The sequence below is a fragment of the Frigoribacterium sp. PvP054 genome, assembly GCF_040547465.1.
Lineage (GTDB): Bacteria > Actinomycetota > Actinomycetes > Actinomycetales > Microbacteriaceae > Frigoribacterium.
The window spans coordinates 146361-171595 of record NZ_JBEPPU010000002.1 but is presented as its reverse complement, the minus strand read 5'-3'; the positions used below and the strand labels follow the sequence as shown (position 1 = coordinate 171595).

Annotated in this window: 22 protein-coding genes, 1 tRNA gene and 1 riboswitch; of the genes, 14 read left to right on the top strand and 9 right to left on the bottom strand. The window is 72.4% G+C overall.

What is annotated here, in order from left to right; translation table 11 throughout:
• The first annotated feature begins 1 nt into the window (after position 1).
• The 6 genes from ABID81_RS03605 (at position 2) to ABID81_RS03580 (ending at position 7356) form a co-directional block, all read left to right on the top strand.
• The gene (locus ABID81_RS03605; RefSeq protein WP_235491532.1) at positions 2 to 1492 is read left to right on the top strand and encodes a glycosyltransferase; all 1491 of its coding nucleotides are present in this window, start codon (positions 2 to 4) and stop codon (positions 1490 to 1492) included.
• Positions 1489 to 3495, top strand: coding sequence for an ArnT family glycosyltransferase (locus ABID81_RS03600; protein WP_354593457.1), 2007 nt, complete (start codon positions 1489 to 1491; stop codon positions 3493 to 3495). The genes ABID81_RS03605 and ABID81_RS03600 overlap by 4 nt, the downstream gene beginning before the upstream one ends.
• A 95-nt stretch (positions 3496 to 3590) precedes the next feature.
• Positions 3591 to 4460, top strand: a complete 870-nt coding sequence (locus tag ABID81_RS03595) for a DUF4397 domain-containing protein (protein ID WP_354593456.1) — start codon at positions 3591 to 3593, stop codon at positions 4458 to 4460.
• A gap of 139 nt (positions 4461 to 4599) precedes the next feature.
• Positions 4600 to 5775 carry a glycosyl hydrolase family 8 gene (locus ABID81_RS03590; protein ID WP_354593455.1) on the top strand — a complete coding sequence of 392 codons (1176 nt, stop codon included), beginning with the start codon at positions 4600 to 4602 and terminating at the stop codon, positions 5773 to 5775.
• Positions 5772 to 6449 carry a class F sortase gene (locus ABID81_RS03585; protein WP_354593454.1) on the top strand — a complete coding sequence of 226 codons (678 nt, stop codon included), beginning with the start codon at positions 5772 to 5774 and terminating at the stop codon, positions 6447 to 6449. Before ABID81_RS03590 ends, ABID81_RS03585 begins: the two co-directional genes overlap by 4 nt.
• 100 nt (positions 6450 to 6549) lie before the next feature.
• Positions 6550 to 7356, top strand: a complete 807-nt coding sequence (locus ABID81_RS03580) for a polyprenol monophosphomannose synthase (protein ID WP_354593453.1) — start codon at positions 6550 to 6552, stop codon at positions 7354 to 7356.
• A gap of 72 nt (positions 7357 to 7428) precedes the next feature.
• On the opposite strand, the gene treZ is transcribed toward ABID81_RS03580, so the two are convergent.
• The 4 genes from treZ to ABID81_RS03560 all read right to left on the bottom strand — a co-directional run bounded on the left by treZ (position 7429) and on the right by ABID81_RS03560 (position 15631).
• Positions 7429 to 9201, bottom strand: a complete 1773-nt coding sequence (treZ, locus tag ABID81_RS03575) for a malto-oligosyltrehalose trehalohydrolase (RefSeq protein ID WP_354593452.1) — start codon at positions 9199 to 9201, stop codon at positions 7429 to 7431.
• A 139-nt stretch (positions 9202 to 9340) separates the two neighbouring features.
• On the bottom strand, positions 9341 to 11716 hold the full coding sequence (gene treY, locus ABID81_RS03570; protein WP_354593814.1) for a malto-oligosyltrehalose synthase: 2376 nt from the start codon (positions 11714 to 11716) through the stop codon (positions 9341 to 9343).
• 17 nt (positions 11717 to 11733) lie between these two features.
• Positions 11734 to 13932, bottom strand: coding sequence for a glycogen debranching protein GlgX (gene glgX, locus ABID81_RS03565; protein WP_354593451.1), 2199 nt, complete (start codon positions 13930 to 13932; stop codon positions 11734 to 11736).
• Positions 13933 to 14050: 118 nt separating this feature from the next.
• Positions 14051 to 15631 carry a S8 family serine peptidase gene (locus ABID81_RS03560; RefSeq protein ID WP_354593450.1) on the bottom strand — a complete coding sequence of 527 codons (1581 nt, stop codon included), beginning with the start codon at positions 15629 to 15631 and terminating at the stop codon, positions 14051 to 14053.
• 285 nt (positions 15632 to 15916) lie between these two features.
• Here ABID81_RS03560 and ABID81_RS03555 point away from each other — a divergent pair, with 285 nt between their 5' ends.
• Together ABID81_RS03555 and ABID81_RS03550 are read left to right on the top strand one after the other, a co-directional pair.
• Positions 15917 to 16876 (top strand): NAD-dependent epimerase/dehydratase family protein, encoded by a 960-nt coding sequence (locus ABID81_RS03555; RefSeq protein WP_354593449.1) that lies wholly within the window; start codon positions 15917 to 15919, stop codon positions 16874 to 16876.
• 83 nt (positions 16877 to 16959) lie between these two features.
• Positions 16960 to 17439 (top strand): nucleoside deaminase, encoded by a 480-nt coding sequence (locus tag ABID81_RS03550; RefSeq protein WP_354593448.1) that lies wholly within the window; start codon positions 16960 to 16962, stop codon positions 17437 to 17439.
• Between the two features lie 21 nt (positions 17440 to 17460).
• Here ABID81_RS03550 and ABID81_RS03545 read toward each other — a convergent pair whose 3' ends face one another.
• Positions 17461 to 17820: a YnfA family protein gene (locus ABID81_RS03545; RefSeq protein WP_354593447.1), complete on the bottom strand. Its 360-nt coding sequence runs from the start codon at positions 17818 to 17820 to the stop codon at positions 17461 to 17463.
• Between the two features lie 136 nt (positions 17821 to 17956).
• Here ABID81_RS03545 and ABID81_RS03540 point away from each other — a divergent pair, with 136 nt between their 5' ends.
• A complete protein-coding gene (locus ABID81_RS03540) occupies positions 17957 to 18844 on the top strand; it encodes an NAD-dependent epimerase/dehydratase family protein (RefSeq protein ID WP_354593446.1) in 888 nt (295 codons plus the stop codon).
• A 14-nt stretch (positions 18845 to 18858) separates the two neighbouring features.
• Here the strand turns inward: ABID81_RS03540 and ABID81_RS03535 are convergent, their stop codons facing one another.
• Complete coding sequence (locus tag ABID81_RS03535; RefSeq protein WP_354593445.1) at positions 18859 to 19590, bottom strand: alpha/beta fold hydrolase; 732 nt, start codon at positions 19588 to 19590, stop codon at positions 18859 to 18861.
• An 85-nt stretch (positions 19591 to 19675) separates the two neighbouring features.
• Between ABID81_RS03535 and ABID81_RS03530 the strand changes: the two genes are divergently transcribed.
• From ABID81_RS03530 to ABID81_RS03510, 5 genes are all read left to right on the top strand, one after another.
• Positions 19676 to 20116, top strand: coding sequence for a hypothetical protein (locus ABID81_RS03530; RefSeq protein ID WP_354593813.1), 441 nt, complete (start codon positions 19676 to 19678; stop codon positions 20114 to 20116).
• Positions 20117 to 20145: 29 nt separating this feature from the next.
• A riboswitch (TPP riboswitch) is annotated at positions 20146 to 20254 on the top strand.
• Positions 20250 to 20912 (top strand): ECF transporter S component, encoded by a 663-nt coding sequence (locus ABID81_RS03525; protein ID WP_354593444.1) that lies wholly within the window; start codon positions 20250 to 20252, stop codon positions 20910 to 20912. It overlaps the preceding riboswitch by 5 nt.
• 21 nt (positions 20913 to 20933) lie before the next feature.
• A complete protein-coding gene (locus ABID81_RS03520) occupies positions 20934 to 22457 on the top strand; it encodes an ABC transporter ATP-binding protein (protein WP_354593812.1) in 1524 nt (507 codons plus the stop codon).
• Positions 22454 to 23248 carry an energy-coupling factor transporter transmembrane component T family protein gene (locus ABID81_RS03515; protein ID WP_354593443.1) on the top strand — a complete coding sequence of 265 codons (795 nt, stop codon included), beginning with the start codon at positions 22454 to 22456 and terminating at the stop codon, positions 23246 to 23248. The genes ABID81_RS03520 and ABID81_RS03515 overlap by 4 nt, the downstream gene beginning before the upstream one ends.
• A complete protein-coding gene (locus ABID81_RS03510; protein ID WP_354593442.1) occupies positions 23241 to 23801 on the top strand; it encodes a nucleoside/nucleotide kinase family protein in 561 nt (186 codons plus the stop codon). Before ABID81_RS03515 ends, ABID81_RS03510 begins: the two co-directional genes overlap by 8 nt.
• A gap of 76 nt (positions 23802 to 23877) precedes the next feature.
• On the opposite strand, the gene ABID81_RS03505 is transcribed toward ABID81_RS03510, so the two are convergent.
• The 3 genes from ABID81_RS03505 to orn form a co-directional block, all read right to left on the bottom strand.
• A complete protein-coding gene (locus ABID81_RS03505; RefSeq protein ID WP_354593811.1) occupies positions 23878 to 24195 on the bottom strand; it encodes a metallopeptidase family protein in 318 nt (105 codons plus the stop codon).
• Between the two features lie 305 nt (positions 24196 to 24500).
• A tRNA-His gene (locus tag ABID81_RS03500) sits at positions 24501 to 24573 on the bottom strand.
• Between the two features lie 40 nt (positions 24574 to 24613).
• Positions 24614 to 25234 carry an oligoribonuclease gene (gene orn / locus ABID81_RS03495; protein ID WP_354593441.1) on the bottom strand — a complete coding sequence of 207 codons (621 nt, stop codon included), beginning with the start codon at positions 25232 to 25234 and terminating at the stop codon, positions 24614 to 24616.
• Position 25235 lies beyond the last annotated feature (1 nt).

Here is a 25235-nt window from a genome sequence, read left to right as displayed (position 1 = left end):
TGTGTCGACTGACCCGACCCAGATCCCGACATCACATCTCGCAGCGGGCGAACCCGCCCCGTTGCTCACCCCGCAAGCCCCCTCCGACCCGTCGCAGTTCGTGCCGAACCGTGGCACGACCGGCGCGACCGAGTCGATGATCGGCTTCCAGCTGCCCGACTGGTCGCCGCTCGAATGGATCGGCTACTCGTCGCTCATCGTCGTCACGATCCTGCTGACCGCCGTCGCCGTGTCGACCCTGTGGTGGATGCTGCACGCCTGGCGCTCGAAGGACAACCTCGAGGACAGCCAGTTCAGCGCGAACCCCCTCGACCCCGCCCACTCGTTCACCCTCCTGGTGCCCGGGCGGCACGAGGAGGAGGTCATGGGCCAGACCCTCGACCGCCTCGCGATGCAGGACCACCCCGACTTCGAGATCATCGCGATCGTCGGCCACGACGACCCCGGCACCGAGCGGGTCGCCCGTGAGGCCGCCGCTCGTCACCCCGAGCTGATCCGCGTGATCGTCGACTCGAGCGTGCCGAAGAACAAGCCCAAGGCGCTCAACCTCGCCCTGCAGACCTCGCGCGGCGAGATCGTCGGCGTGTTCGACGCCGAGGACGAGGTGCACCCCCGTCTGCTGACCCTGGTCGACTCGCGGTTCACCGAGACCGACGCCGACGTGGTGCAGGGCGGCGTGCAGCTCATGAACTTCCAGTCGAGCTGGTGGAGCCTCCGCAACGTGCTCGAGTACTACTTCTGGTTCCGCTCGCGCCTGCACTTCCACGCCAAGGAGAAGTTCATCCCGCTCGGCGGCAACACGGTCTTCGTCCGCAAGGACTGGCTCGACTGGTCGCAGGGCTGGGACGCCGAGTGCCTCGCCGAGGACTGCGAGCTCGGGGTCCGCCTCTCGAGCGCCGGCGCCAAGGTCGTCGTGGCCTACAGCCCCGAGGTCGTCACCCGCGAGGAGACCCCCGGCACCTTCGTCTCGCTGCTCAAGCAGCGCACGCGCTGGAACCAGGGCTTCATGCAGGTCTACGGCAAGGGGGAGTGGAAGAAGCTGCCCCGCCTGCGTCAGCGCCTGATGGCCCGCTACCTGCTCACGATGCCGTTCATCCAGGCGGCCACGGGCCTGCTCATCCCCATCTCGGTGATCCTCATCCTGACCACCAAGGTGCCGACGGCCATCGCGCTCGTCTCGTTCGTGCCCCTGGCGCCGACCCTGGTGCTGCTGGCCGTCGAGTTCACGGGCCTCCGCGAGTTCGGCCGGGTCTACGGCCAGAAGGTCCGTGCCCGAGACTACTTCCGCCTCGTCTGGGGTCTGCTGCCCTACCAGATCTTCCTCGCGCTCGCCGCGGTCCGGGCGGTCTTCCGCCAGCTGCGCGGCCTCAACGCCTGGGAGAAGACCGAGCACACCGGTGCCCACCGCGACGAGGTCGCGACCGAACCGCAGGAGGCGCCCCGCGCCTCCCAGCAGGAGCCCGCCATGGCCATGACCGGAGGTGACCGATGACGTCGACGCTGAACCGCCCCCGCGCGGCCGACACCACCGTGTCGAACAGCCCGGGTGCCCCCGTGGTGCCCACGAAGGACCTCCGTGGCGCCAAGCCCGCCTCGTGGCTCCGGCGGCACGGCGCGAGCCTCGCCTGGCTGCTGCCCGTCCTCGCGATCGCCGCGGTCGTCCAGGCCTTCAACATGGACGGCTCGCCGCAGCGCATCGACGACGAGGGCACCTACACCGCCCAGGCGTGGGCCATCCAGAACCTCGGCGAGATCGCCCACTACACCTACTGGTACGACCACCCGCCCGTCGGCTGGCTGCAGATCTCGGCCTACACGGCCCTGACCGGAGCCTTCTCGCGGTACGACGTGGCCGTGCTGGCCGCCCGTGAGGCGATGCTGTTCTTCACGATCGTCTCGGTCGTCCTCGTCTGGCTGCTCGGACGCAAGCTCGGCCTGAGCCGCCCCGCGGCCGCCGTCGCGGGCCTCGTGTTCGCCGTGTCGCCTCTGGCCCTGCAGTTCCACCGCACGGTCTACCTCGACAACGTCGCCACCCCCTGGCTGCTCGCCGCGTTCGTCTTCGCCCTGAGCCGTCGCTACCAGCTCGCCGGCTTCGCCGCGGCCTCGCTGTCGTTCGGCATCGCGGTGCTCTCGAAGGAGACGTACCTGCTGGCGCTGCCCTTCCTGGCCTGGATGATGTGGCGCGGTGCCGACAAGGCGACGCGTCGCTACACCCTGTCGATCGCGGCCAGCCTGCTCGTGCTCGTCGGCCTCGGCTACGTCGCGCTCGCCGCGGTCAAGGGCGAGCTGCTGCCGGGTGCCGGCCGGGTGAGCCTGCTCGAGGGCATCCAGTTCCAGCTCGCGACCCGTGAGGCCAGCGGTTCGGTGTTCGACACCGGCAGCCTGTTCTTCGCGACCGTGTCGCAGTGGTGGCAGCTCGACCAGGTGCTCATCGTGCTGGGCACCACCGCCTCGATCGTCGCGGTGTTCGTGAAGAAGCTGCGTCCGCTCGGCGTGATGATGGTGTTCCTGATCGCGTTCATGTTCCGCCCCGGCGGGTACCTGCCGGTGCCCTACGTGATCATGCTGCTGCCCTTCGCGGCGCTGCTCGTCGCGGCGGTCACCGACCACGCGGTGAAGGCGTTCCGGGCCCGTCGGTCCGGCGCCCTCTCGACCGCGGCCACCCGCACCGGTTCGGTCGCGTGGCTGGCCCTCACCCTGGCCGCGATCGTCGCCGTCGTGCCGCTCTGGGCCGTCCAGCTGCGCGGGTTCCTCGACAGCGACCTCGACGCGCCGATGCGCAACGCCGAGACCTGGGTCGAGACCAACGTGCCGAAGGACAGCCGCCTGCTGGTCGACGACGCCGTGTGGGTCGACCTGGTCAAGGCCGGCTTCTCCCGCGAGAACGTCATCTGGTTCTACAAGATCGACACCGACGGTGCCGTCCAGGCGCAGTCGCCGAACGGCTGGCGCGACTCGGACTACCTGTTCGAGACCGAGTCGGTGCGCACCTCGGGGGCGGCCTCGGCCGACATCCGCGACGCGCTCGCCAACTCGACGGTCGTCGCCACCTTCGGCGAGGGCGACCAGCAGGTGAACATCCGCCAGATCGACAGCCAGGGCGAGGCCCAGGCGCAGACCGAGGCGGACGACGCCGCGTCGGCCCGGTCGCAGGCCGGTGCCGAGCTCGCGCAGAACCCGAACCTGCAGATCTCGTCGACGCTCCGGACCGCGCTCTCGGACGGCCGCCTCGACCCGCGGGCCATCATCGTGCTCGGGCAGCTGGCCGCCATGGGTCCGATCTCGGTCGCCGACCCGCAGGCGCTGCCGGGCGAGCAAGAAGCGCTGTTCCGTCGGTTCGACGTCACCCCGCAGGGCGGCCAGTCCGTCGACCAGCTCCGGTCGACGCTCGAAGGGCTGGGCAGCGTCTACGTGCCCGAGTCGGTCGTCCCCTCGGGCGACGGGCTCCAGGTCACCTTCTCGGCCGTCGCGCCGAGTGGAGTGCTCAGCAACTGATCGCCACGCCGGTGCCCGCCCCCGCGGCGGGCACCGGCACCTCCTCACCGCGTCCCACCCCCGGGTGGGACACCCGACCGGAAAGGACCAGCCACATGGCTTCCCTCTCACGCACCACCGGCGCCCTCGCCGCCACCGCTCCCGGACAGCCCGTCCGGCGTCGTCGCCTCGCGACGGTGCTCGCCCTCACCGCCGCGGCGGGCGTCGCCCTCGCCGGCTCGCTCGTCGGCGTCTCGCCGGCGAACGCCGCCGACGGCGACGGCTGGGTGCGCGTCGGCCACCTGTCGCCCGACACCAAGGCCGTCGACGTCACCCTGACCTCGCTCAAGGGCGGGCAGGTCGTCATGGACCTCGACGACGTCACCTACGGTCAGGTCAGCCCGTACCAGGCGCTGGCCGCCGGGACGTACGTCGTCTCGATGACCGCCGCGGACGCGCCCACCGACGCCAAGCCGGTCATCACGTCGAACATCACGGTCGACAGCGGCCAGCCGATCACCGCCGTCGCCTACGGACCGAACGACGACCTCAAGACTCAGGTCTTCAAGGACGACCTGACGGCACCGGCCGAGGGCCAGGCGAAGGTCCGTCTCGTGCAGGCGGCCAACGTCAGCAAGACCGTGACCGTCGCCACCAGCACGGGCACCACCATCGCCGAGGACGCGCCCTTCGGCAGCGCCAGCGGCTACGCCCAGGTGGCCGCCGGTCCGTGGACCCTCGACCTCACCGGCCAGAAGGTCACGGGCACCAGCGACGTCGACCTCGCCGCGGGCAGCATCAACACGCTGTTCGTGCTCGACAACTCGACCGGTGGCATCACCATCGTCCCCGTGGTCGACAGCGCCGCCACGGCGCAGGCACCCGTCGGCGGCGTCCAGACGGGTGGCGGCTACCTCGCCGAGCACCCCCAGAAGAGCGAGTCGAAGGGCCTCTGGGCCACCGTGCTCGGCTGGTTCGGCATCTGACGCCGAGCACGCTCCCGGCCGGACGGGGAGGCGCGGTGGACGACCGCGTGCACCGCGCCTCCCCGACCCCCACGGCCCCGCACGACGGCCCGCCCCGGCGGTCCGCCCACGGCATCGAGACGAAGAAGAAGAGAACGACATGACGAAGAAGACGAAGGCGCTGCTCGCAGCGGCCGTCGTGGTGGCCCTCGCCGTCACGGCCGGCATCGCCTCCCTCGTCGTCGGAGGGTCTGGCGGCCCGTCGACGGACCAGGCAGGCGCCGGCGCGGACGCGACCGGCACCCCCGGCACGGGCACCCCGACCCCGCAGGCCCGCACCGCCACCGAGATCGGCCAGGACTTCCTCGACGACTACGTCGACGACGACGGTCGGGTCGTCCGACGCGACCAGGGCGACGACACGGTCAGCGAGGGGCAGGCCTACGGCATGCTCGTCGCGGTCGCCGTGGGCGACGAGAAGCGCTTCGACGCCATCTGGACCTGGACGCAGGACGAGCTCGTCCGCCCCGACGGCCTGCTCGCCTGGCAGTGGAAGGACGGCGCGGTCGTCGACGACATGCCCGCCAGCGACGCCGACGTCGACGCCGCCCGGGCCCTCGTGCTCGCCGGCTCGACCTTCGACCGCCCCGACCTCACCACCTCGGGCGTCGACCTCGGCACCGACGTGCTCGACGAGATGACCGTCTCGACCGACGTCGGCCGCATCCTGCTGCCGGGCCCCTGGGCCATGGGCCCCGGCCCCTGGTCGTACAACCCCTCGTACGCGTCGCCCGCCACCTTCGCCCAGCTCGGCGAGGCCAGCGGCGACCCCCGCTGGGCCGAGCTCGAGGCCGGGTCACGAGCCGTGACCACGAACATCCTCGCCTCGACCGCGCTGCCGAGCGACTGGGCGCAGGTGCGGCAGGACGGCACGACCGTGCCGCTGCCGAGCGCCGACGGGTCGTCGGGCAGCGTGCAGTACAGCTACGACGCCGGCCGTCTCGCCCTGCGCTACGCCGAGTCGTGCCAGCCCGAGGACGTGGCCCTGGCCGCGTCGATGGCCGGCGTGCTGCAGCGGTACGACGAACTGCCCATGCAGCTCGACCTCGGCGGGCAGTCGGTCGGCTCGGACCAGAGCCCGCTCGCCTACGCCGCCCGCGCGGCGGCCGAGGCCAGCGCCGGCCAGGACGACCGTGCGTCCGCCGACCTGCGGACCGCCGACGACCTCTCGCAGTCGACCCCCACCTACTACGGCTCCGCCTGGGCGGCGCTCGCCGCCCTGCAACTCGAGGGCACGAGCCTCGGTGCCTGCTCACCCCTGGCGGTGGCCCGATGAGCCTCGCGACCTTCGTGGCGGGCCACCGTGCAGCCGTCCTCGCGGCCGGAGCGGCCGTGGTGCTCGTGGCCGGCGGCGTGACCGTGGCAGCCGTGGCCGCACAGCCCGACGGCACCTCGGCCTCGGCCTCGGCCACGCCCTCGCCCACCTCGACGCCGGACGCCGCCCGCGGGTCGGCCGGTGCGTTCCAGGACCCGGCGGCACCGTCGTACACGGCGCCCCCGGCGGACGCCACCCCCGTCCGCGTCCAGATCCCGTCGATCGGCGTGGACTCCGGCCTCGAAGACCTCGGCCTCGGCGCCCAGGGCGAGCTCGACCCGCCGAAGGCCTGGCAGTCGGCGGGCTGGTACCAGGACGGCGTCGTGCCCGGCGCCGTCGGCCCCGCCGTCATCGCCGGCCACGTCGACTCGGGCAGCGGCCCGGCCGTCTTCGTCGACCTGGCGAAGCTCACGACGGGCGACGAGGTCATGGTGACGCTCTCGACCGGCTCGGTCGAGACCTTCCGCGTCACCGGCAGCGAGCGCACCCCGAAGGCGACGTTCCCCACGAGCGACGTCTACGGGGCGAGCCCGACGCCCGGCCTCCGGTTGATCACCTGCGACGGCACCTTCGACCGGTCGACCGGGCACTACGTCGACAACCTCATCGTGTTCGCCGACCTGGTCACCTCGTGACCCGGCGCCGCCCCGCCGGCCCCCGCCGCGCCTCCTGAACCCGACGCACCCACCGACACCCGACACCTCCGACTCCCACCCGACGGGAAAGGACCCCACCATGAACGACGCACTCGTCATCATCCCGACCTTCAACGAGCGCGAGAACCTCGACTGGATCGTGGGGCGCACCCTGGCCTCCGGCGCCTCGGTCGACGTCCTCGTCGTCGACGACGGCTCGCCCGACGGCACCGGCGAGCTCGCCGACGCCTACGCCGCCCGCGACCCGCGCGTGCACGTGATGCACCGCACCGAGAAGGCCGGCCTCGGCGCCGCCTACCTGGCGGGCTTCGCCTGGGGCCTCGAGCGCGGCTACGACGCCCTCGTCGAGATGGACGCCGACGGCTCGCACCACCCCGAGTACCTGCCCGGCATGCTCGAGCTGCTGCGCGAGAACGACCTGGTGCTCGGCTCGCGCTGGGTGCCCGGCGGGGCCGTCGAGAACTGGCCGCTGCGGCGCGAGCTGCTCAGCCGCGGCGGCAGCTGGTACACCCGCGGCGCCCTCGGCATCCGGGTGGCCGACACGACCGGCGGGTTCCGGGTGTTCCGGTCGTCGGCGCTGCGTCGCATCGACCTCGACCGGGTCGAGTCACGCGGGTACTGCTTCCAGGTCGACCTGCTCTGGCGCGCGCTGCAAGCGGGCCTGCGGGTCGTCGAGACTCCGATCACGTTCACCGAGCGCATCCACGGTGCCTCGAAGATGAGCGGCTCGATCGTCAGGGAGTCGCTGACCAAGGTGACCCTCTGGGGTCTGCGACGACGGACCCGTGCCGTCGTCGAGTTGGTCGTGCGACACCGTCGCCTGCCGAGCGTCCGCGCCACCTCGCACCGGGTCGGGCCCGTGCGGGGCGGCGTGTCGACGCGCTAGCAGGGAGGCGGCACACAGCGCGCGCGCCCGGGGTGGTCAGCCCCGGGCGCGCGCGTCGTGCGTGGTGCGGCGTCAGCGGACGATCGCGACCGAGTGCGCCGGCAGCAGCAGGCTCGACCCGGGGGTGATCGACCCGTCGCTGGCGAACAGGACGGTCTCGGCGCTCACCGCGACCCGCGCCTCCTGGTCGGCGAGGTTGATCGCGATCTTGAGGTCACCGCGCGTCAGCACGAGCCAGCGGGCGTCGCCGTCGTACTCGACGCTCGTCTCGCCGAAGCGCGGGTCGGTGAGCGCGGGCTCGCTGCGACGCAGGGCGCCCAGGCGTCGGTAGGCGTCGAGCAGGACCGCGTGCCGACCCGTCTCGAGCTCGGACCAGTCGAGCTTGCTGTTCTCGAAGGTCGAGGGGTCCTGCGGGTCGGGCACCGACGACTCGTCCCAGCCCATCTTGGCGAACTCCTCGATCCGGCCCTTCGCCGTGGCCTCGCCGAGGTCGTGCTCGGGGTGCGAGGTGAAGAACTGCCACGGGGTCGAGGCGGCCCACTCCTCACCCATGAAGAGCATCGGCGTGTAGGGTCCCGCGAGGGTCAGGGTTGCGGCGATGACGAGCTGGCCGTCGTCGAGCGTCGCCGCGAGGCGGTCGCCGATCGCCCGGTTGCCGATCTGGTCGTGGTTCTGGTTCGCCACGACGAGCCGCCAGGTCGGCATGTGCTCGGTGTCGACCGGGTACCCGTGCTCGGCCTCGCGGAAAGACGACCACGTGCCGTCGTGGAAGAACCCCCTGGTCAGCACCTTGGCGAGGGCGCCGAGCGGTTCGAAGTCGGCGTAGTAGCCGGTCGTCTCGCCGGTCAGCGCGACGTGCACGGCGTGGTGGAAGTCGTCGCTCCACTGCGCGTCGAGGCCGTAGCCCTGACGGTGGTCGGGGCCGAAGCCGCCGCCGTCGCGCGGGGTGATCAGCCGGGGGTCGTTGAGGTCGCTCTCGGCGATGAGCGAGAGCGGGCGGCGGAGGTGGCTGCTCAGGGCGGCGGTCCGCTCGGCCAGCTCCTGCAGCAGGTGCACTTCGCTGTCGTCCTTGAGCGCGTGCACGGCGTCCAGGCGCAGGCCGTCGACGTGGTAGTCGTCGAGCCACATCGCCGTGTTGTCGAGGATGAACTCGCGCACCTCGTGGGCGCCGTCGTCGTCGAGGTTGACGTTGTCGCCCCAGGTGTTGGCGTGCTTGCTCGACAGGTAGGGGCCGAACAGCGGCAAGTAATTGCCCGAGGGGCCGAGGTGGTTGTAGACGACGTCCTGCACGACGCCCAGGCCGGCCGAGTGAGCGGCGTCGACGAAGCGCTGGTAGGCCTCCGGTCCGCCGTAGTTGTCGGTGACCGTGAACCAGTCGACGCCGTCGTATCCCCAGTTCCAGCGGCCGTTCACGCCGTTCACCGGCAGCAGCTCGACGAGGTCGACGCCCAGGTCGACGAGGTGCGGCAGCTTCTCGATCGCCGAGTCGAGCGTGCCGTCGGGCGTGAACGTGCCGACGTGCAGCTCGTAGACGACCGACCCGGCCAGCTGACGCCCGGTCCAGGCGTCGTCGGTCCAGGCGAAGGCCGACGGGTCGTAGGTCTCGCTGAGGCCGTGCACGCCGTCGGGCTGGCGGCGCGATCGCGGGTCGGGCAGCGGCGTCTCGCCCTCGGGGGAGTCGCCGCCGTCGAGCACGAAGCCGTAGCGGTGGCCCGGCCCGCGGTCGAGGTCGGCGGGGGCCCGCCACCAGCCGGTCTCGGGTTCGGCCGTCAGCGGCAGCAGCTCGCCGTCGAGGTGCAGGTGCACGGTGGTCGCTTCAGGGGCCCAGACGTCGTAGACGCTCATCGGTCTCCTCGGGTTCGGAACGGGTGGGGGAGGGGGCGAGGAGCCACGACGTGCCGCCCACGTCGGGACGTGGGCGGCACGGTGATCGCTCGACTGGGGCCGACGCTAGTCGGGCGCGACGTGGCGCGACCCGACGGGGTCAGTCCTCTGCGGGGATCAGCAGGGCGACGGGGTACGTCTCGAGCACGTCGGCCAGGCGGAGGCGACCGCCCTCGTGCCGCCGGCCGGTGAAGACGTCGCGGTACGCGCCTCCCGAGGTCAGCACGACGGTGTCGTCCCAGCCGCCGGCCTGCTCGAGGGCGACGGGCAGGCGGGTCGCGATCGCGAGCGCGCCGCCACGGTCGACGGCGACCGCCGACGCGGCCTGCTCGCCGAACACCGGCAGCGCGGCGTACCGCGTGAAGAGGTCGGGACGGTCGCGGCGCAGCGTCAGCGCGTGGTGCGTGACGACGAGCTTGGCCGCACCGGTGTCGTCGACCGCGGGCGTCGCGCCGCCACGGACCTCGTCCAGGAGGCGCCGGCGCAGTCCGAAGTCGACCTCGCGTCGGTTGTCGGGGTCGACGAGCGAGAAGTCCCACAGCTCGCCGCCCTGGTAGACGTCGGGGCTGCCCGGCCCGGTCAGCTGCATCAACGCGACGCCGAGCGAGTTGCTGTAGCCCGGGGCGCGCAGGACGTCGACGATGCGCTCGACCTCGTGGCGCACCTCGTCGTCGTCGAAGGCCGCGTCGACCGCCGCGTGCATGCGCTCCTCGAAGGCCTCGGCCTCGTCGGTGCGGTCGGTCCACGTGGTGGACGTGCTCGCCTCACGGGACGCCTTCTCGGCGTAGTCGTGCAGGCGTTCGCGAGACGTCGGCCACGAGCCGACGATCGTCTGCCAGAGGATGTTCTCGAACGGGCCGTCGCCGACCGGGGCGAGTTCGCGCAGGCGTTCGAGGGTCGCGGCCCATTCGGTGGCCACCTCGGCCAGCACCGAGATGCGCGCCCGGACGTCCGCGCTGCGCTTGGTGTCGTGGGTCGACAGGGTGGTCATGCCGAACGGGCGCTCGGCCAGGCGCACCTGCTGACGGGCGTGGAACTCGTCGGGGGTGAGGGCGAACTCGCTCGGGTCGGCTCCGACCTCGGTCAGCGTCGCGAGACGGCTGTAGCGGTAGAAGGCCGTGTCCTCGACGCCCTTCGCCATCACCATGCCGCTCGTCTGCTGGAACCGCACGGACGCCGGGTGCGTCTCGTCCCGCAGCACGGCGACGACCTCGTCGATCGCGTCGGTCAGCTCGGGCCGGTGCGACATCGCGACCTCGGCGGCCTCGGTGAGCCAGGCGGCACCCTGCGGCAGGTAGCTGCGGTACACCGGGAACGCCGCGGCGAGTTCGGCCAGGGCGTCGACCACGGCGGGGTCGACGGTGCCGCCGCCCGCGACCAGGCGGGCGAGGCGGTTGATCTCGCTGCCGAGGATGCCGTCCGCGATGCCGCGCTTCGTGCCGAGGATCATCTCGTGCCAGTCGGCGGGCTCGTCGCCGGTGGTCTCGTCGGCCCCTGCGGCCTGCTCGTCGGCGTCGACGCCGCGTGCCCGACGGAGGCGGGCGTCGAGGGCGTCGAGGGCCGGCGCCCCGTGGGGGTCGACGAAGAGGCGGTCGAGGTCGGCGAGGGCGTCGTAGCCCGTGGTGCCGGCGGTCGCCCAGTCCTCCGGGAGGCGCTCGTCGCCCTCGAGGATCTTCTCGACGAGGACGTGGGCGTCACCCGTGAGGGTCGCGAGCCGGTCGAGGTAGCCCTTCGGGTCGGCGAGTCCGTCCGGGTGGTCGACGCGCAGGCCGTCGACGAGCCCCTCGGCGAACCAGCGGCCGATCTCGGCGTGCGACTCGTCGAAGACCCGCTCGTCTTCGACGCGGATGCCCGCGAGCGTGTTGACCGCGAAGAAGCGGCGGTAGTTCAGGTCGGTGTCGGCGCGCTTCCAGTGCACGAGCTCGTAGGCCTGTCGCGCGTGCACCGCGGTCGCGTCGTCGCCGGGCGCGCTCGTGCCCGGGGCGATCGGGTAGACGTTGTCGTAGTAGTGCAGTTCGTCGCCGTCGACGCTCAGGCCCTCGATCGAGCCGTCGGCCGCGGCGGGCTCGCCGAGCACGGGCAGCAGCACCTTGCCGCCGCCGGCCGCCCAGTCCACGTCGAACGCGTCGGCGTACCGCGACTCGCGACCGTGGGTCAGCAGGTCCCACCACCAGACGCTCGCCTTCGGCGTGGCGACGCCGACGTGGTTCGGGACGATGTCGACCAGCACGCCGAGTCCCGCGGCGTGGGCCCGGGTCGACAGCTCGTCGAGCCCCTCGGCGCCGCCGCGCTCGGGGTCGACCAGGCTGTGGTCGACGACGTCGTAGCCGTGGTCGCTGCCCGGCTCGGCGGCGAGGATCGGCGAGAGGTAGACCCAGTCCGCGCCGAGGTCGTGCAGGTACGGCACCAGCTCGGCGGCGGCCTCCAGGTCGAAGGAGGCGCGCACCTGCAGGCGGTACGTCGAGCGCGGGTGCATGGTCGGTTCGTGTCGGGTCACAGTTCTTCCTCGGCCGTGGCACGCAGGACGACGAGCGAGCGACCCACCACGGGGAGTCGGTCACCGGCCCGCAGGGCCGCGGGGGCCTGCGGTGTCGAGGGCGGTTGGGGGGTGGTGGCGGCCCGGGTGGCCGTCGGGGTGCGGGGGGCGGCGTTCGCCGGCGGCGGGGGAGCGGTCACGGTGCTGTCGACGACGACCTCCCAGCCCTGGGCGTACTCGTCGGGCGGCAGGACGAACGTGACCGTCTCGGCGCTGGCGTTGAAGTAGAGCACGAAGTTGACGTCGGTGATCCGGCCGCCACGGGCGTCGCGCCCCCGGATGCCGTTGCCGTTCAAGAACATGCCGATCGCCTTGGCGTACGACTCGTTCCACTCGCCCTCGTGCATGGCGTCGCCCTCGGTGGTCAACCACACGATGTCGGGCAGGGGCTCGCCTTCTCCCCGCGTGACGGGTCGGCCGTTGAAGTAGCGCTGACGACGGAAGGTCGGGTGGTCGTGGCGCAGCTTGATGACCTCGGCGACGAACTCGATCAGTTCGCGGTCGGCGTTCGGCCAGTCGATCCAGCTGATCGAGTTGTCCTGCGCGTAGGTGTTGTTGTTGCCGCCCTGGGTGCGGCCCAGTTCGTCGCCGTGCAGCAGCATCGGGACGCCCTGGCTGAGCAACAGGGTGGCCAGGAAGCTGCGCTGACGCTGTTCGCGCAGCGCACGGATCTCGCCGTCGTCGGTCTCGCCCTCGACGCCGGAGTTCCACGAACGGTTGTGGCTCTCGCCGTCGTTGCCGTTCTCGCCGTTGGCGTCGTTGCGCTTGTCGTTGTAGCTGACCAGGTCGCGCATCGTGAAGCCGTCGTGGGCCGTGACGAAGTTGATGCTCGCCACAGGGCGACGCCCGTCGCGTTCGTACAGGTCGGCCGAGCCCGTGATGCGGCTGGCGAACTCGCCGAGGGTCGAGGGCTCGCCGCGCCAGAAGTCGCGCACGGTGTCGCGGTACTTGCCGTTCCACTCGGTCCACTGCGGCGGGAAGTTGCCGACCTGGTAGCCGCCGGGCCCGACGTCCCACGGCTCGGCGATCAGCTTGACCTGCGAGACGATCGGGTCCTGCTGCACGAGTTCGAAGAAGGTCGAGAGGCGGTCGACCTCGTAGAACTCGCGGGCGAGCGAGGCGGCGAGGTCGAAGCGGAACCCGTCGACGTGCATCTCGGTGACCCAGTAGCGCAGGCTGTCCATGATCAGCTGCAACGAGTGCGGGTGCCGCACGTTCAGGCTGTTGCCGGTGCCCGTGTAGTCCATGTAGTGCTGCTGGTCGCCGTCCATCAGCCGGTAGTACGCGGCGTTGTCGATGCCCTTGAACGACAGCGTGGGCCCCAGGTGGTTGCCCTCGGCGGTGTGGTTGTAGACGACGTCGATGATGACCTCGATGCCGGCCTCGTGCAGCACGCGCACCATCGTCTTGAACTCCTGCACCTGCTGGCCGATGTCGCCGGTCGCCGAGTAGGCGGCGTGCGGGGCGAAGAAGCCGATGGTGTTGTAGCCCCAGTAGTTGCTGAGGCCCTTCTCGAGCAGGGTGTTGTCCTGCACGAACTGGTGCACCGGCATGAGCTCGAGCGTGGTGATGCCGAGCTTCTTGAGGTGCTCGATGATCGCCGGGTTCGCGACGCCGGCGTAGGTGCCGCGCTCTTCTTCGGGGATGTCGGGGTGCGTCTCGGTGAGGCCCTTGACGTGGGCCTCGTAGATGACGGTCTCGTCGTAGCTGTACTTGGGGGCGCGGTCGCCCTGCCAGTCGAAGAACGGGTTGATGACGACGCCCAGCATCATGTGCGGGCCGCTGTCCTTGTCGTTGCGCGAGTCGGGGTCGCCGAAGGTGTAGGCGAACAGCGCCTCGTCCCAGTCGATCTCGCCGCAGGTCGCCTTGGCGTAGGGGTCGAGCAGCAGCTTGTTCGGGTTGGCCCGGACGCCGTTCGCGGGGTCGTAGTCGCCGTGCACCCGGTAGCCGTACCGCTGGCCGGGCTGGACGGTGGGCAGGTAGGCGTGCCAGACGTAGGCGTCGACCTCGGTGAACTCGACCCTCGTCTCGGTTCCGTGGTCGTCGAACAGGCACAACTCGACCTTGCTGGCTGCTTCGCTGAAGATCGCGAAGTTGGTGCCGCTGCCGTCGTAGGTCGCGCCGAGGGGGTAGGGGTTGCCGGGCCAGGTGTGCATCGAACCTCCGATTGGGACTCGTTCAGCCTAGGGGCGAACGGGCGCGCCGTCCGCGCGAGGACGGGGCGCCCGACCGGCCGCTCGGGCCGGACGGACGCCCCGTCGTGGGCGGTGCCCGCTACTTCGTGACGGCCGCCAGGGCGTCGACGATCCCCTCGCCGAACCAGCCGTTGTCCGCGGCCGAGCCCGTGCAGGTCGTCGTGCCGGTCGGGCACGGGGTGTCGGTCGCCTGCCGCTCGAGCAGGCCGGTGAGGGCGGCGCCGCTCAGGCGCGGGTGGGTGGACTTCAGCAGGGCCAGCACGCCGGCGACGTGCGGCGAGGCCATCGAGGTGCCCGACTTGGTGCCGTAGCCCCCACCGGTCACGGTCGACAGGATCGCCGAGCCGGGGGCCGCGACGTCGATCACGCCGTCGCCGTAGTTCGAGAAGCTCGACTTCGCCCCGGCCGACGTGGTCGACGACACGGTGACGACGCCGTCGAGTTCGGTCGGGATGTCCAGGCAGCGCGAGTCGATCGGCCGGGTGACCGGCGTGGTGTCGTTCGGGCTGTCGGTGTCGACGGTCTTGTTCGCGAGGTCGATGGACGAGTTGCCGGCCGCCGCCACGTTGACGATGCCCTTCTTCTGCGTGAACTGGACGGCCCGGTCGACGGCGGTCAGCACGGCCGCCTGGTCGACGTCCGAACCGCACCAGAACTGCCACGGGTCGACGTAGTAGCTGTTGTTCGTGACGTCGGCCCCGGTCGCCGCGGCCTGCATGAAGCCGCAGATGGCGGCCTCGGGGTAGATGAAGCCGTCGTCGTTGACGACCTTGACGGCCGACATCGTGACGCCGGGGGCGACGCCGACGATGCCGACGCCGTTGCGGGCGGCGGCGATCGTGCCGGCGACGTGGGTGCCGTGGTCGCTCGTGGTGGGCTGCCAGGCGGCGTAGCTCGAGTCGGGGGTCCCGGTCAGGCAGCTCGCCGAGGCCGCGACGTCGATGTTGGGCTGCAGGTCGGGGTGGTCGCCCTGGATGCCCGAGTCGAGGACGGCGACGAGCACGTCGCGGCTGCCGTCGGTGACCTGGTGCGCCCGGTCGGCCCCGATCGCGGCGAGGTCCCACTGCTGGGCCTCGAGGGGGTCGGCGACGACGGTCGTGGTCTCCTCCAGCCGCTGCTCGGGCGAGGTCGCGGCCCGCGGTCCGCCGGGGTGTCCCGGGCCGCCGGGCGTGCCGGGCCCGCCCGGGGTGCCGGGCTTCACGGGCTTGCCCGGGCCGGGGGCCGTCGTGCCCACGCCGTAGGTCGGGTCGGTCTCGGCGACCGCGGCGGTGCGGGTGGCTCCGGCCGAGAGGACGGCCTTGTCGCCGCGCACCGAGGCCGCGAAGTTCACGTTGCTCGACTGGGCCACGACGACGCCGAGGTCGGCGTACGCGGCGATGACGCTGCCACCGGCCGCGGCGACCGCGCGCTCGACCTGCTTCGTCGCGCCCGGGTTCGCCTTGGTCGCGTTGACGGCGTAGTTCATCACCGGTCCCTCGACGACGGGCAGTGCGGGGCCCGGTCGGCCGGGCGCGGCCGGAGCCGACGGGCCGGCACCGGGAGGCGCGGCGACGGCGGCACCGGAGCCCACGGCGACGAGTCCCAGGGTCAGGGCGGCCGCGAGACAGACGGTCGCGGCGCGGCGGCGGGTGCCGCGCGGGCGGGGATCGGTGAAGGTCATGGTTCTCCTCGTCGGGTGGCGCGTGCCGGGTGGGACGCGCGGAGCGGGTGGCTCGTCGCGGGCCGTGCCCGGTGATCCGACGAGCCGCCGTGCCCCTCACAGGAAGTCTGAAGAATCTTCGGCCCGGGCACAGTGGGCACTTGGGGGGACGCCTCGTGACCCCCGGACGGGGTACGCCCGTCGGGGGTGGGCCGGGTAGCGTCGGCTCATGTCCTCCGCTGCCGCTCGACGAGCCGCCACCCCGCCTCCCTGCCGCGCCCTCCCGACGATCTCGGGCTCGGCCTCGTGAAGATCGTCGTCATCGGGTCCACCGGCCACGTGGGTGGCTTCCTCGTCCCGCGACTGGTCGAGGCCGGCCACGAGGTGGTCGCCGTCAGCCGCGGCGCGTCCGAGCCGTACCGACCGCACGCCGCGTGGTCACGCGTGACGCGCCTCCTGCTCGACCGCGAGGCGGGCGACGCCGACGGCACGTTCGCGCGCGAGATCGCCGGCCTCGGCGCCGACGTCGTCATCGACATGATCTGCTTCACGGTCTCGTCCGCGCGCAAGATGGTCGACGCGTTGCAGGGCACGGGCACCGTGCTCGTCCACTGCGGCACCGTGTGGGTGCACGGCCCCTCGCGCGAGGTCCCGATCACCGAAGAGGCCGAGCGCACGCCGTTCGGCGAGTACGGCACGCAGAAGGCCGCGATCGAAGAACTGCTGCTGCGCGAGTCGCGGAGGCCGGGCGGGGTTCGGTCCGTCGTGCTGCACCCGGGGCACATCACGGGCCCGGGCTGGCCGATGATCAACGCCGTCGGCAACCTCGACCTCGCAGTGTGGGAGGCCCTGGCCACGGGTGGCGAGGTCGCCGTGCCGGGCCTCGGCCTCGAGACCGTCCACCACGTCCACGCCGACGACGTCGCGCAGGCCTTCCAGCTCGCCGCCGAGCGGCACTCGCAGGTCGTGGGCGAGGCGTTCCACGTCGTCAGCGACCGCGCGATCACGCTGCGCGGCCTCGCCGAGGCGATCGCCCGCCACTACGGCCAGGAGGCGCGGCTGCGGTTCGTCTCGTGGGCCGAGTTCCGAGACCAGACGACCGCCGAGCACGCCGACGCCTCGTGGCAGCACGCGTCGCGCAGCCACTCGATGAGCATCGCCAAGGCGCGCCGCCTGCTCGGCTACGCGCCGCGGTACACCTCGGTGCAGGCCGTCGTCGAGGGCCTCGAGTGGCTCGAGGCCGACGGGCAGCTGACCCTGGCCTGAGCCGAACGCCGTGCCCCGGGCCGGAAACCGCACCGTCGTGCGCGGACCGCGCCCGGGCGCGGTCGACGGTGCAGTGTCGAGGCATGATCGAACGAGACGACAGCTTCACCGCCCTGACCGTCGAGCGCGCCCAGCAGAACGTCGACGAGGGCGGCAAGCCTTTCGCCTGCCTGCTGGTCCGCGACGGTGAGATCGTCGCCGAGGCGACCAACCACGTCGCGCAGACCGGCGACCCCACGGCGCACGCCGAGATCCTGGCGATCCGGCTCGCCGCCGAGCAGGGCATCACCGACCTCCGCGGCGTCGACGCCTACGTCACCGCCTACCCGTGCCCGATGTGCCTCGGCGCCCTGTACTACGCGCAACCGGATCGCGTCGTCTACGCGGTGTCGCGCGAGCAGGAGGGCGAGCACTACGAGGACGGCAACCGGCTCATGTCCCTGGGCACGTTCTACGACGAGTACTCCAAGCCGGTCGACGAGCGTGCGCTCCGATCCGAGCAGGGGCACGCCGAGGACGCGACGGCCCCCTTCGCCGACTGGACGGCCCGACACGCGTCGTGAGGCCGAGCGCGTCGTCCCCGCTCAGGCCTCGGCCTCGCCCGCCGTGGTCGTCAGGAGCGGGGCCAGCACGATGATGCCGGCTCCGAGCAGGCTCACGGCCGAACCGACGTAGTCCCACGTCGTCGGCTTGAACCCGTCGACCACGATGCCCCAGGCGAGCGAGCCCGCGACGAAGACCCCGCCGTAGGCCGCGAGCACCCGACCGAAGGTCGCGTCGGGTTGGAACGCGGCGACGAAACCGTAGGCGCCCAGCGAGACGATGCCGAGCAGGGCGAAGAGCCAGCCCCGGTTCTCGCGCACGGCCTGCCAGATCAGCCAGGCACCGCCGATCTCGGCGACGGCCGCGAGGACGAACAGCAGGACGATCCGGACGACGGTCATGCTGCATCTTGGCAGGCCTCCGTGCCCGCGTGGCCTGGTGGTCGAGGCGGGCGCGCCTCCTCGGGGCCTCGGGGCGTAGCGTCACGGGCGTGGATGCTCCGGCCCTCGGCGCATCCCTCGATCGAGGGAGCGCGTCATGAAGGTCGTCATCACGGGGTCACGCGGCAAGGTCGGCCGCGCGGCCGTCCGCCGGTTCGTCGAGGCCGGCCACGACGTCCTCGGCGTCGACCTGGCTCGGCCCGTCTTCGACACGGGCGTCGACGAACCCGGCCGCTACGTGATGGGCGACCTGACCGACGCCGGCACCGCCTTCTCGGTCGTGGCGGGTGCCGACGCCGTCGTGCACGTCGCGGCCATCCCGCAGCCGACCGCGAACCCGGCGCACGTCGTCTTCCACACCAACCTCATGTCGACGTTCAACCTGGTCGAGGCGGCCGTCCGGTTCGGCGTTCCCCGCTTCGTCAACGTGTCGAGCGAGAGCATCGTCGGCAACTTCTTCCCCGAGCGGCCCTTCCTGCCCGACTACGTCCCGGTCGACGAAGAGCACCCCTTGTACCCGCAGGACCCCTACGCCCTCTCGAAGGCCTTCGGCGAGCAGCTGATGGACGCCGCCGTCCGGCGCTCCGACCTGCGGGCGATCTCGATCCGCCCGAGCACCGTCCACGACGAGACGAACTACGAGGCGAACCTCGGGCCGCAGGTGCGCCGAGCCGACCCCGACAGTGCGAACTTCGGCAGCTACGTCGACGCCGACGACCTCGCCGACGCCCTCCTGCTCGCCGCCGAGAGCGACCTGCCCGGTCACGAGGTCTTCTACGTCGCCGCGGCCGACAACGCGGGCGGCCACGACCTCGCCGCCACCCTGCGCGAGCACCACGGCGACCGCATCGCACTCCGGCAGCTCGACCGGGTCGACGCGTCCGGCATCTCGACGGCGAAGGCCCGTCGGCTGCTCGGCTGGACGGCGACGCGGTCGTGGCGGGACCACCTCGACGCCGACGGACGCGCCCTGCCGAGAGCCTGACCGGCCGCCGTCCGTCAGAGCAGCTCGGCGAGCATCGCGAACGTGCGGTCCGGGGCCTCGAGCTGCATGTCGTGGTGCACGCCCGGCAGGCGGCGGACCTGCCACCCCACCCTCTGGTAGTCGGACACGAGGCGTTCCGGCACGACCGCGGGCGAGTCGTCCGACAGCACGACGACCGACGGCACGGCCGGCGCCGTCGCCGCCACCGGGTGGAACGCCACGTCGCGGAACACCCCGATCGCCATGCTCGAGTCGAACCGGGCACGGGCGTCGTCCAGGGAGGTGCGGGTCGCGTCGTCGTACCCGGCGCGCAGCCGGGCGCCCTTCCGCGCCTGGGCGAGCGCCGCGACGCCCATCGTCACGGTCGGCGCGGCCCAGAACAGCCGCCCGGCGAGCCCCGTCGTCGGCAGGGCCAGCGAGAACCCGGGGTCGAGGTAGACGGCGGTGCGGGGCTGCAGCCGGTCGACGGCACGGACGAGCACCGACCCGCCCAGCGAGTGTCCGACGACGCCGTGCAGACCCCGGGGCAGGGCCGAGGCGACGTCGTCGGCGAAGTCGCCCAGCCGGTACGACGACGCCCGGTCGCTCTCGCCGTGGCCCCTCAGGTCGACGGTGGTGACGGTGTACGACCCGGTCGCGACGAACCGGTCGACGATCGGCCGCCAGGTCGCCCCGTCGGCACCGAGCCCGTGGACGAGGGCGACGTGGCGCTCGCCGTCGCCCGTGGTCGTCGTTTGGAGGTGCATGACGACCATCCTGCCTGTCATCATGGGGCCCATGCCGACCCGACCGGGCCGACCCACAGCACGCAGGCACGAGAAGGGCACGACCATGGCGGACGCCGGGTTCAGCACGGAAGAGAAGGCCGCGATGAAGCAGCGTACGGCCGAGCTGCGGGCCGAGGCGAAGCGTCAGAAGGCCGCCGACAAGTCGGCCGCCGAGGCCCAGGACGCCGTGGACGCCATCGCGGCGATGACCGACGCCGACCGGCCCATCGCGCAGATGGTGCACGAGGTCGTCGCCGAGCACGCGCCGGACCTCGCCCCCAAGACCTGGTACGGCTTCCCGTCGTACGCGAACAGCGACGGCAAGGTCGTCGTGTTCTTCCAGCCGGGCGCCAAGTTCGGCACGCGGTACTCGACGCTCGGCTTCCAGGACGCCGCCCGGCTCGACGACGGGTCGATCTGGGCCACCTCGTACGCGGTGACCGACGACGACGACGCGACCCGCGCCTCCGTGGCCGCGCTCGTCCGCAAGGCCGCCGGGCTCTGACCCGCCCGGGGGCGGCGCTATGATCGTCCCCACGACACACGGGAGTCCGGTGAGCCGGGCTGAGAGGAAGCGAACCACGCTTCGACCGTCGAACCTGATCTGGGTCATGCCAGCGCAGGGAGGAGAAGAACAGATGTCCACGTCCACGCCCGAAAACCGTTCCACGGCGGCTCGCGACAGTTCGACCGGCTTCACGCCGAAGCCCCGCACCACCCCCACCCGACGCTGGCGCGTCGTCGACATCGTCGTCGCCAGCGTCATCGGCGTCGCCGCCGGCGTCGTGTTCTGGGCCTGGGGCCTGGCCTACACGCCCATCGACAGCGTCCTGAGCTTCTCGGGCGGCTTCGAGGGCGTCCTCAACGGCGGCTGGCTCTTCGCCGGCGTGCTCGGCGGCATCGTCATCCGCAAGCCCGGCGCCGCCGTCTACACCGAGGTGGTCGCCGCCGTGGTCTCGATGCTCATCGGCACGCAGTGGGGCTTCTCGGTGCTCATCTGGGGCATCGTCCAGGGGCTCGGCGCCGAGATCGTGCTCGCGATGTTCCTGTACAGGTCGTGGCGGCTCGGCACGGTGCTGCTCGCCGGTGCCGTCGCCGGCCTCGCCGTCGGCCTGATGGACACCAGCTTCGCCTCGGCTGCCGCCTACGCCGCGGGGTCCAAGGCGATCTACGTCGTGACCTCGATCGTCTCGGGCACCGTCATCGCCGGCCTGCTCTCGTGGCTCGCCGCCCGCGGCCTCGCCCGCACCGGGGCGCTCTCGCGGTTCGCCTCGGGACGCTCGGCGGACGCCCGGGTCTAGGCGCGCCTCCTCGTGTCCTCCGTGTCCCACGGGGCGGGCGGCGCAGGCGAGCCGACCCGCGGTGGCGTCCGCGGCGCCCGCGTCACCGCCCGCGGCTGGGGTTGGCGTCACGCCGGCCGCCGCCGGCCCGCCGTGTCGCAGCTCGACCTCGACGTCGCCCCCGGAGAACGCGTGCTGCTGCTCGGTGCCTCCGGTGCCGGCAAGTCGACGTTGCTCGCCGGGCTCGCCGGCGTGCTCGGCGGCGACGACGAGGGCGACGAGGCCGGCGACCTGCTGGTCGACGGGCGCGAGCCCGCCGACCAGCGGGGCCGGGTCGGGCTCGTCCTGCAGGACCCCGACTCGCAGGTCGTCCTCGCCCGCGTGGGCGACGACGTCGCGTTCGGCTGCGAGAACCTCGGTGTTCCCCGCGACGAGATCTGGCGTCGCGTCGGTCACGCCCTCGACGCCGTCGGGCTCGACCTGCCGTTGGCGGCGGCGACCTCCGAGCTGAGCGGTGGACAGAAGCAGCGCCTCGCCCTCGCCGGTGCCCTCGCCATGCGGCCCGGACTGCTGCTGCTCGACGAACCGACCGCCGCCCTCGACCCCGAGGGCGTCGTCGAGGTGCGGGACGCCGTGGCCCGCGTCGTGGCCGCCACCGAGGCGACGCTGGTCGTCGTGGAGCACCGGGTCTCGGTGTGGCTCCCCGTCGTCGACCGGGTGGTCGTGCTCGACGCGGGCGGGGGAGTGCTGGCCGACGGCCGCCCCGACGACGTGCTGAGGGCCGAACGCGACCGCCTCGTCGACGCGGGGGTGTGGGTCCCGGGCGCCGCGCCTCCTGCGCCCGCCCGGTCGCGCACGACCGGAGACCGGCTGATGACGGCGATGGGTCTCGGGGTGGGACGCCGGGGCGCCAGGGGCCGTGCGGTCGCGGCGGGCATCGACCTCACCGTCACCGAGGGGCGCGCGCTCGCGGTGACCGGCACGAACGGTTCGGGCAAGTCGACGCTCGCCCTCACCGTCGCGGGGCTGCTCGCTCCCGTCGCGGGCGCCCTCGAGGCCACCCCGTCGTTCGCCGACGGAGCCGGTGCGTCCCCGATCCGGTGGAAGCCCCGACAGCTGCTGACCCGCGTGGGCACGGTCTTCCAGGACCCCGAGCACCAGTTCCTGACGGCGACCGTCCGGCGCGAGCTGGCGGTGGGTCCGGAGGCGCTGGGCGGGTCCCCGACGGAGGTCGCCTCGCGCGTCGACCACCTCCTCGACCGGCTGCGCCTAGACCACCTCGCCGGGGCCAACCCGTTCACGCTCTCGGGCGGTGAGAAGCGCCGGCTCTCGGTCGCGACCGTGCTCGCGTCGCGCCCGTCGCTGCTCGTGCTCGACGAGCCGACCTTCGGGCAGGACGCCCGCACCTGGCGCGAACTCGTCGCCCTGCTCGCGGAGCTGCTCGACGAGGGACGCGCGGTCGTCGCCGTCACCCACGACGCCGAGTTCGTCGACGCCCTCGCCGACGGCGTCCTCGACCTGAGCGCCCACGCCCGGCGCGTCGACGCCACCGGGACGCCCCGGTGAGCGTGCTGACGCCCGTCGTCGCCACCGGGGCGGTCGGGCGCGTCAACCCGGTCGCCAAGCTGCTCGCCGCGGTCGTGCTCGCGGTCGCCCTGCTGCTCTCGATCGACTGGGTCTCGGCGGGCACGGCCCTGCTGCTCGAGGCCCTGCTGCTGCCCTTCGCGGGCCTCTCGGCCCGGCAGCTGCTCGCCCGCACCGCGCCGCTCTGGGTCGCCGCCCCCACGTCGGTCGTGGCCATCGCGCTCTACGGTCGCGACGGGGGTGCGGCGGTCGTCGAGTGGGGGCTCGTCACGGTGACCGAGGGCTCGCTCGCCCTCGCCGGGGCGATCGGGCTGCGCATCGTGGCCGTGGGGGTGCCGGGCATCGTGCTCTTCGCGACCACCGATCCGACCGACCTCGCCGACGGTCTCGGCCAGGTGCTGCGGCTGCCGGCGCGGTTCGTGCTCGGCGGGCTCGCCGGGCTGCGACTGGTGGGCCTGTTCATGGACGACTGGCGGCAGCTCGCCCTGGCCCGCCGTGCCCGGGGCGTCGCCGACTCGGGCGGCCCGGTCGGCGCCCTGCGGCGCTTCGGGCAGCAGGCCTTCTCGTTGCTCGTGCTGTCGGTGCGACGAGGCAGCAAGCTCGCGACGGCCATGGAGGCCAAGGGCTTCGGCACCGACACCCCGCGCACGTGGGCACGCCCCTCGACCTTCGGGCTGCGCGACGGCGTGCTGGTCGCCCTCGGCGTCGTCATCGCCGGGGCAGCCGTCACGGCGGCCGTGCTCGCCGGGACGTGGGAGTTCGTCCTTGCCTGAGCGGGTCGCCGTCGACGACGCCGTCGGCGTCCTGCTGCGGCGGGCCGAGGAGGCGCGGGCCGGGTCGCACCGCGTGGTGCTGCTGATCGACGGCCGGTCGGGTTCGGGCAAGACCACGCTCGGCCGTGCGGTGGCCGCCGCGTGGCCCGCCGACCGGCTGGGCCCCGTGCGTCTGGTGCACCTCGACGACGTCTACCCGGGCTGGCACGGTCTGGCCGCCGCGTCACGGACGGTCGAGACGACGCTGCTCCGGCCCGTCGACCCCGGCTGGCGGCGATGGGACTGGACCGCGGACCGTGCGGGCGGGTGGGAGGCGCTCGACCCGGCCGTCTCGCTGATCGTGGAGGGGGCCGGGGCGGTGACCCGCGCCTCCTCGGCTCTGGCTGACGTGCGCGTGTGGCTCGAGCTCGACGCGGGATCGCGGCGGGCACGGGCGCTCGCCCGCGACGGGGCGACGTACGAACCGTGGTGGGACGTCTGGTCCGAGCAGGAGGAGGTGCACCTGGCGAGCGAGGAGCCGCGCTCGCTGGCCGACGTGGTGGTCGACGCCTAGGGCGCGAACCCGGTCCGGTTCGGCGGGTGCGGTCGTCCGGGGCCGCCGGGGCACGTCGGATTCGCCCGGGTGTGGGTCAGGCCCAGCCGAGTTCGTGCAGCTGGTCGTCGTCGAGGCCGTAGAAGTGGGCGATCTCGTGGACGAGGGTGACGTGGATCTCGTCGGCCAGCTGGTCGAGGTCGTCGACGGCGGCGAGGTGCGGTTCGCGGTAGAGGATGATGCGGTCGGGCAGTTCGCCGAAGCCGTACTGGCCGCGTTCGGTGAGGGCGACGCCGTCGTAGAGGCCGAGCAGGTCGAGTGAACCGTCCTCCGGTCGGTCCTCGGTGACGAAGACGACGTTGTCGAGACCGTCGACCATGTCGTCGGGCAGCAGGTCGAGCTGGTCGACGACCATGGCGTCGAACGCGGCGGCGCTCACAAGGCCCGGGTCGACGCCCTTCGGTCCGGCGTCGGCAGCGGGCGCGTCGTCGTCGTTCGCGGGGGAGTGGTCCACTCCCTCACTCTCGCACGCCCACGCGGCCTGTCGCTGGACATTGCCCCGACCGTGACGAGCGCCGGGGGTCCCCTGCGATGCCCCGAACGTGACGAGCGCATCGAAGTCTCCCCCCGCGACGTCTCGGATGCGCTCGCGCATCCGAGACCACAAGGCGCTGAACCCGAAAACGGCCCTGCCCCATCAGGGCAGAGCCGTTTCATTCGGGTGAGTAACGGGGCTTGAACCCGCGGCCTCCTAGACCACAACCAGGCGCTCTACCAGCTGAGCTATACCCACCATGTGCGACCACCGAGGCGATCGCAACGAGAAGACTCTACTACAGCCTGGGGGCCCATTCGTCCACGACGGCCTTCGAGATCGCCTGGACGTCTTCGGTGGTGGGGCCGGGGTCGGCGACGAAGCCGGCGCGGCGGTAGTACTCGAGTTCGCGGATGGATTCGAGGATGTCGGCGAGGGCGCGGTGGCCGCCGTGCTTCTGGGGGGCGTTGAAGTACACGCGGGGGAACCACCGGCGGGCGAGCTCCTTGATGGACGAGACGTCGACGCTGCGGTAGTGGAGATGGCCGTCGACGCGGGGCATGTACTTGGCGAGGAAGGCCCGGTCGGTGCCGATGGTGTTGCCGGCGAGGGGGGCATGCTGTTCGGTGGGCACGAACTTGAGGATGTACTCGAGCACCTCGAACTCGGCCTCGGCGAGGCTGACGCCGTCGGGGATCTCGTCGATGAGGCCTGACGAGCGGTGCATCTCGGTGACGAACTCGCCCATGTTGTCGAGTGCCGACTGGTCGGGCTTGATGACGATGGTGAAGCCCGGGTGCACGGGCGTGAGGTCGAAATCGGTGACGACCACGGCCACTTCGACGAGTTCGTCGACCGTGAGGTCGAGCCCGGTCATCTCGCAGTCGATCCAGACCAGTCGGTCGTTGCTCGTAGCCATT